Below are 5,215 nucleotides of genomic sequence, written 5' to 3'. Positions count from 1 at the left end.
GACTGCGCAGTCGACGCAGCACGGGGTGCGCAGAGCAGACGGGTTCTGAAATTGATGGAGACTTCCTCAAGACGGGGGTTTCTGCCTGCGGGCCGGCGGCCAGCCGGACCCGAGGGGCATCAAATCGGAGGTTAGCCCGTTTCTCGTCAAAGTGCCCCGGTCCAACCACTGCCAACTTACTTCTGGCTGAGGCTTGTACTTCGATGGCCTGAAGTCGCGATGCCCTTAGGCCCTGTCAGGCCCCTGTTCGTTCCCTCCGGCCTTGACCGAAGGGATTAACTGGCGACAAAGTATCTGCTCACTCCTACTGCGGGGGATCGGGCCGCAAGAAGCTCCAGTCGTGTGTATTGCCGACCCTGTAGCCGTGTGTTCGCAAAAAGGTCCCTATTTCCAATATTTCGTCCCTATCAGCAGCCGAGAAATCCCATGCGAAGTCAAACGTCGATCCCGCAGGAAACTGCGAAATCTTGTCTTTCAGGGCCTTCAAGTCGTCGCAGCGGTATTGGTTGATACTGTAGTGGAGGCGCTCAGTCGGATTCAGGAATTCCATTGGACTTGGCTTCCGGTAGTAACTCTCGTTTGCCCAGCCATAAATTGCATAACGGCCGGGGGTCTTGTCTGTTCCGAGCAATGCGCCGCAATGGAAAGCACAGCCCTCTTGGCTTGTTGCTTCGGCTCCCAGCAATGCTCTTAAGTCGGCAGCTTCTTTGGGAGACAGCAACCACCCTTGCGCGCTCGTGTAGGCGTCGGCCAATGCAGCAATGAGACTGGCCAGAGCATTGTCCTCGTTTGTAGCCTTACGGTCCTGTGACTCGTCTTTCCCCTCGCTTTCCACGAATCTTTGGCGCCATCTGGCCAACTGCTCGCGGAGAAGCGGCTTCATTGATGGCGACCCGTACTTCCTGAGATACGCAGCAGCAACAACAGCAAGAGGCCCCGGACCCTTGTCGATTTCAGCCATCGCCAGTCGATCCAGAACGGGGCTAGGCTCTAGAAAACCTATATCAGTAAAGAAATTGCTCGATTCGGGCGCGAAACCGCCCGGTTGGCACGCCCACCGGTGCGTTCCGGCGAAGGCCTGCTGGAGGCGTTGCTCGGCGTCCCTCGGAGACACTTTCAATAGATAAGCAAGAGCCGGAAATAGGACCGAGCAGGGCCATGCGCTTTCCTTTGCATCAATGAAAGGCAGCACTATTGGCAGAACGGTTCGTGTCGCATAGCGGTGCAACAGTGTTGCGGAGCGCGTCAGATCGTCCGTATTCGTGAGCGCCACGAAGTTGGCAGCGATTTGGACCTCCTGCCCTGGCAGCGCGGCCTCCGGGAGCCGGAGGTAAAAGGACGAGAAACGCGGGGCGGGACGCACGACTTCCTCCCGGATGAAGGCTGCGGCAGCCGGCGGATCAAGCTCCAGCCAGCGCAACAACGCTTGCCCGTCGCCATCCATCGCCCGGCGACGCACTGCCGGCAGCATTAAGGAAGACCGCACCCTTACCCAACCATCGCCAAGGAGCCATGCCTGGTCCTGCGCGGGAAAACGGTCAAAATCCGCAACCGCGGCAGCAATCACGGGAGGGGCAAAGGGCAGATCATAGCCAGACTCCCATGGGTTACCCTTGGTGCGGGGGGGATATGCTAGTACGGTCAGAAGCGATGAAACCTGTGCACTACCCCTCTTTTGCGGCAACGCTGCGAATAATTTTTGTCGTTCTGCGTCCACGTAATCCTGCGAGAGCATGGGCATCCCGAGGATTTTGGATTGATCCCGGCCCAGCAGCATAACCAGCACTCGAAAGAAATCTGGCCTAATGGCGGTATCGGGATCGACGAGAAGACGCTCCATCTTGTCGATTGCCGCCGCGCCACTTGCTGAGTGCTCCAAGCATCTCTCTTCCTCCTGGTGATTTATATCATCCCGCACCAGCAGGTTGACGTATGCACGCGCTGCCTCTGGCGTGCCCAAGTTGCAAAGCGCATTTCTGGCTTTCGTGTTTTGCTCGACTTCTGGTGAGGTGGGATTGGTTCCATTCGGAAATGACGTGGAGTAGGCCTTGACTCCCTGGCGAACAATTTCTTCCTGCCATTCTCTCGCCGCGGGAACGATCTTCAACACGATCTCCCGTTCCACTTTAACTGCGTGCGGTGTGGCGCGCGGATTAGGAGTTGCGCGCAGTTGTGTACTCTCGTCATCGAGTCCAATATCCATCGAGAAGCGCACATGGTAAGTTCCCGGTGCGTCAAAGCGGAAGCGATGCGTCAACATGTAGGAGTAAACGACTGGTTTTGAAGACAGATCGGGATTCGCCACTTTGAAACTGGGACCGCCGCCCATCCCAGGACCGGAGGGAAACTCCTGAGTGAGATCAACCCAACCACCCGCGGGTCGGATGGAGAACGACCAGTGATTGAAAAACCGGCACTGAGGGAACCCGAAATTGCTTTCGTTGAACAAGCGACAAGGTTCCAGGTAGCGCTTTGGCGTACTACTGGAAAGAGCCACCTCTAAGGGAATCTTCTCGCCAATTTGGAAAACGTTCGATCCCGTCGCAGAACGTAGTTCCACGTCCAAATCGCTGGGCCCCAAGAGAGAAGGCTTTAGAGCTTGGACCGGGGCGAGGGTAAGCATACGGATGGCGTTGCCATCCGATACATAGATCTTGCCGGCCTTATCCACGGCAATTCCCCGCAGATATTGGAAGCGGGCATCCAAAGCAGCCCCTCCGTCACCTGTATGACCCGGCTTGCCGGTCCCTGCGATAATCTGCAGGTCCCCTTCGGGCGAGAGCCTGAACACCTGGTGCTCACTCACAGCATAGAGGGTTCCCGCGTCGTCAACCGCGATGGATGGAGGATAGTGAGCATCCGGAATTCTCGCCACTGTGGAAATGATCCCCTCCGGTGACACTTTGCGAATTTGGGATTCGAAGATATAGAGATTGCCTACGGAGTCCGTGACCACGTCTTCAGGCCCATAAAGCCCTGCCTCGCGAGCGGGGCCACCATCACCGCTGTGCTCCCCTTTCCCGTTTCCAGCAACAGTACTGATGGTTCCATCCGTTGCGACTTTGCGGACTCGCTGATTATCAGAATCCGCGATGTACAGGTTCCCCGCGGAGTCCAGCGCAATCCCGTTAGGATAGTTCAATTGCGCAGCGTGCGCAGGCCCGCCATCGCCTGAGAAGCCTGGTACCCCTGTGCCGGCGATGGTCGTGATAACACCATCAGGCGATACCTTGCGTACACGTTGAAAACCATAGTTCGAAATATACAAATTGCCATTTGGATCCACGGCCAGAAAGGAATAAGAGCCAATAGCTGAGCGCGTAGCCGGGACGCCGTCGTAAGCAGCGCAGCACGTCCCGTCTCCCGCAACGGTGGAGATGGCGCCATGCTTGTCTATTTTCCGAATCCGCCAGTTCCAGCCATCGGAAATGTAGAGATTGCCGGAAGAATCAAGCGCGAGACTTCCCGGGGAATAGAGCTGGGCCCGCAAGGCTGCGCCGCCGTCGCCAGAATAAGCAGAGCCAGAGCGGGCCAGGGTAGTGATTATGCCGTCTTTTGCAATCCGCCGCAGCCGACCCCAGCCCATGCCTTGCATCGTGTCTCCGGCAAGGTAGATGTTGCCTTTCGCGTCGAGGGCCACAAAAAGCGACATAATCCCAGCCTTGGCCGCCGGTCCTCCGTCGCCTGATGTGTCGCGTGCTCCCGTTCCCGCAATCGTAGTGATAGTTCCTTTTGTGGAAACTTTGCGAATGCGGTAGTTGCCCAAATCCGTGATATACAGATTTCCTGCGCGATCGAAGACGATACCTTCTGGAGACGAAAGTTGTGCGCTCGTTGCGGGGCCGCCGTCGCCGGAGTATCCAGCTTTACCGGTTCCGGCGATAGTGGTGATAATGCCTGCGGCAGAGATCTTGCGGACCTTATTGTCGCCGCTAATGTATAGGCTGCCCCGTGGTCCTGGAGCTAAACTAACCGTATAACTCACTTGAGCAAGGATTGCCGGACCTCCATCGCCCGAATCTCCCGCGGTTCCATTCCCAGCTACCGTGGTAATCGTGCCGTCCGCCGACACTCGATAGATCCGCCATGAGGCCAAGATGTAGAGGTTGCCAGCCGTGTCTGCAGCGATACTTTCAGGAACGCCAATTGAAACTTGGCTGGCGGATGCTGATTCCGCCGGCAACCCGCGTTTGGCATTCCCGGCGACTGACACGATGATGCCCTTCTTCGAGACCTTTCGGACAGCGAGATTGCCTCGGTCTGCAATATACAGTTCGCCTTTCGGGCCCAGAGCCAGCCCTCCGGGGTCATCCAATTGCGCGTTCACTGCGGGCCCTCCGTCGCCGGAGTAACCTGGACTGCAGATTCCGGCAAACCGCGTTAGTGTGCCCCGAGGATCAACCTTGAAAACACAATTCAGGTCAGTGCTCAAGTAGACGTTTCCCGCCCGATCGGCCGCCATGCCCATGACACTGCCAATCTGAGCCTTACCCGCCGCAACCGGCGTGACGGGTGGAACGCCCCCGGCAATTGTCGTGACGATATATTCTTTATTTGACCCCGCCGCTAACAAGATCCCCATACATATGGAGATCAAAATGAGTACACAGTTGGTTAGAAGCTTTCTAAACTGAAACATAATCAGCAACCCTTCAGGCGTCGGCACAAGCAGTTAAAGACTCGACTGTGTGGAAACCCGTCGGCTCTACGAAGGGGTCCAAATCCGGCGGCCATCGCAAGCGAGGCTCACAATTACACGGAACGGTCGTCTTACCTCCGCCAAGCCCTGCAGGACGTAACGGGTCTCATTTCCGTCCTCAAAGGATACACCCGAAAAGCTGACAGAAATGAGTCCATCAATATGGCCTGTAGGGTTGATTATTTAATGCTTCTTGGGATTTGCAAAAGAGGATCCGAGAAGGTGGAGCAGTTAACCGCCGGGAATTTGACCACCCGAAGTAGAGGACAGCCAGTAGGCGCCACTTTTCGTGGGATACCACCACTTGACGTATAGTCGGCTAACCGGTCTGGTGACCAGAATCCCGGAGGCAATTTTGCAGAAAAGGGAAGGCCTTGGAATGCGGTAACCATGGATGATTCGATGGCACCCGTTCACAAACCTCTTTCCTTGAGTTAGGAACGTCACACGACAATAGGCGCGGGCTCAATCCAGAGGTGGAGGGCTCCCTTCCCGCAAGGTGGCTGCTGCATACCG

General features: G+C 56.6%; 1 protein-coding gene. It reads right to left on the bottom strand.

Features of this window, described 5'->3' with window-relative positions; all coding sequences use genetic code 11:
* Positions 1-304 precede the first annotated feature (304 nt).
* Positions 305-3,640: an NHL repeat-containing protein gene (locus VMU57_RS20170; RefSeq protein ID WP_325386715.1), complete on the bottom strand. Its 3,336-nt coding sequence runs from the start codon at positions 3,638-3,640 to the stop codon at positions 305-307.
* Positions 3,641-5,215: the final 1,575 nt, after the last annotated feature.

Origin of the sequence: Edaphobacter sp., assembly GCF_035532915.1 — a bacterium.
GTDB lineage: Bacteria > Acidobacteriota > Terriglobia > Terriglobales > Acidobacteriaceae > Edaphobacter.
The sequence above is the reverse complement of the archived record's forward strand: the minus strand, read 5'-3'. Positions and strand labels throughout refer to the sequence as shown.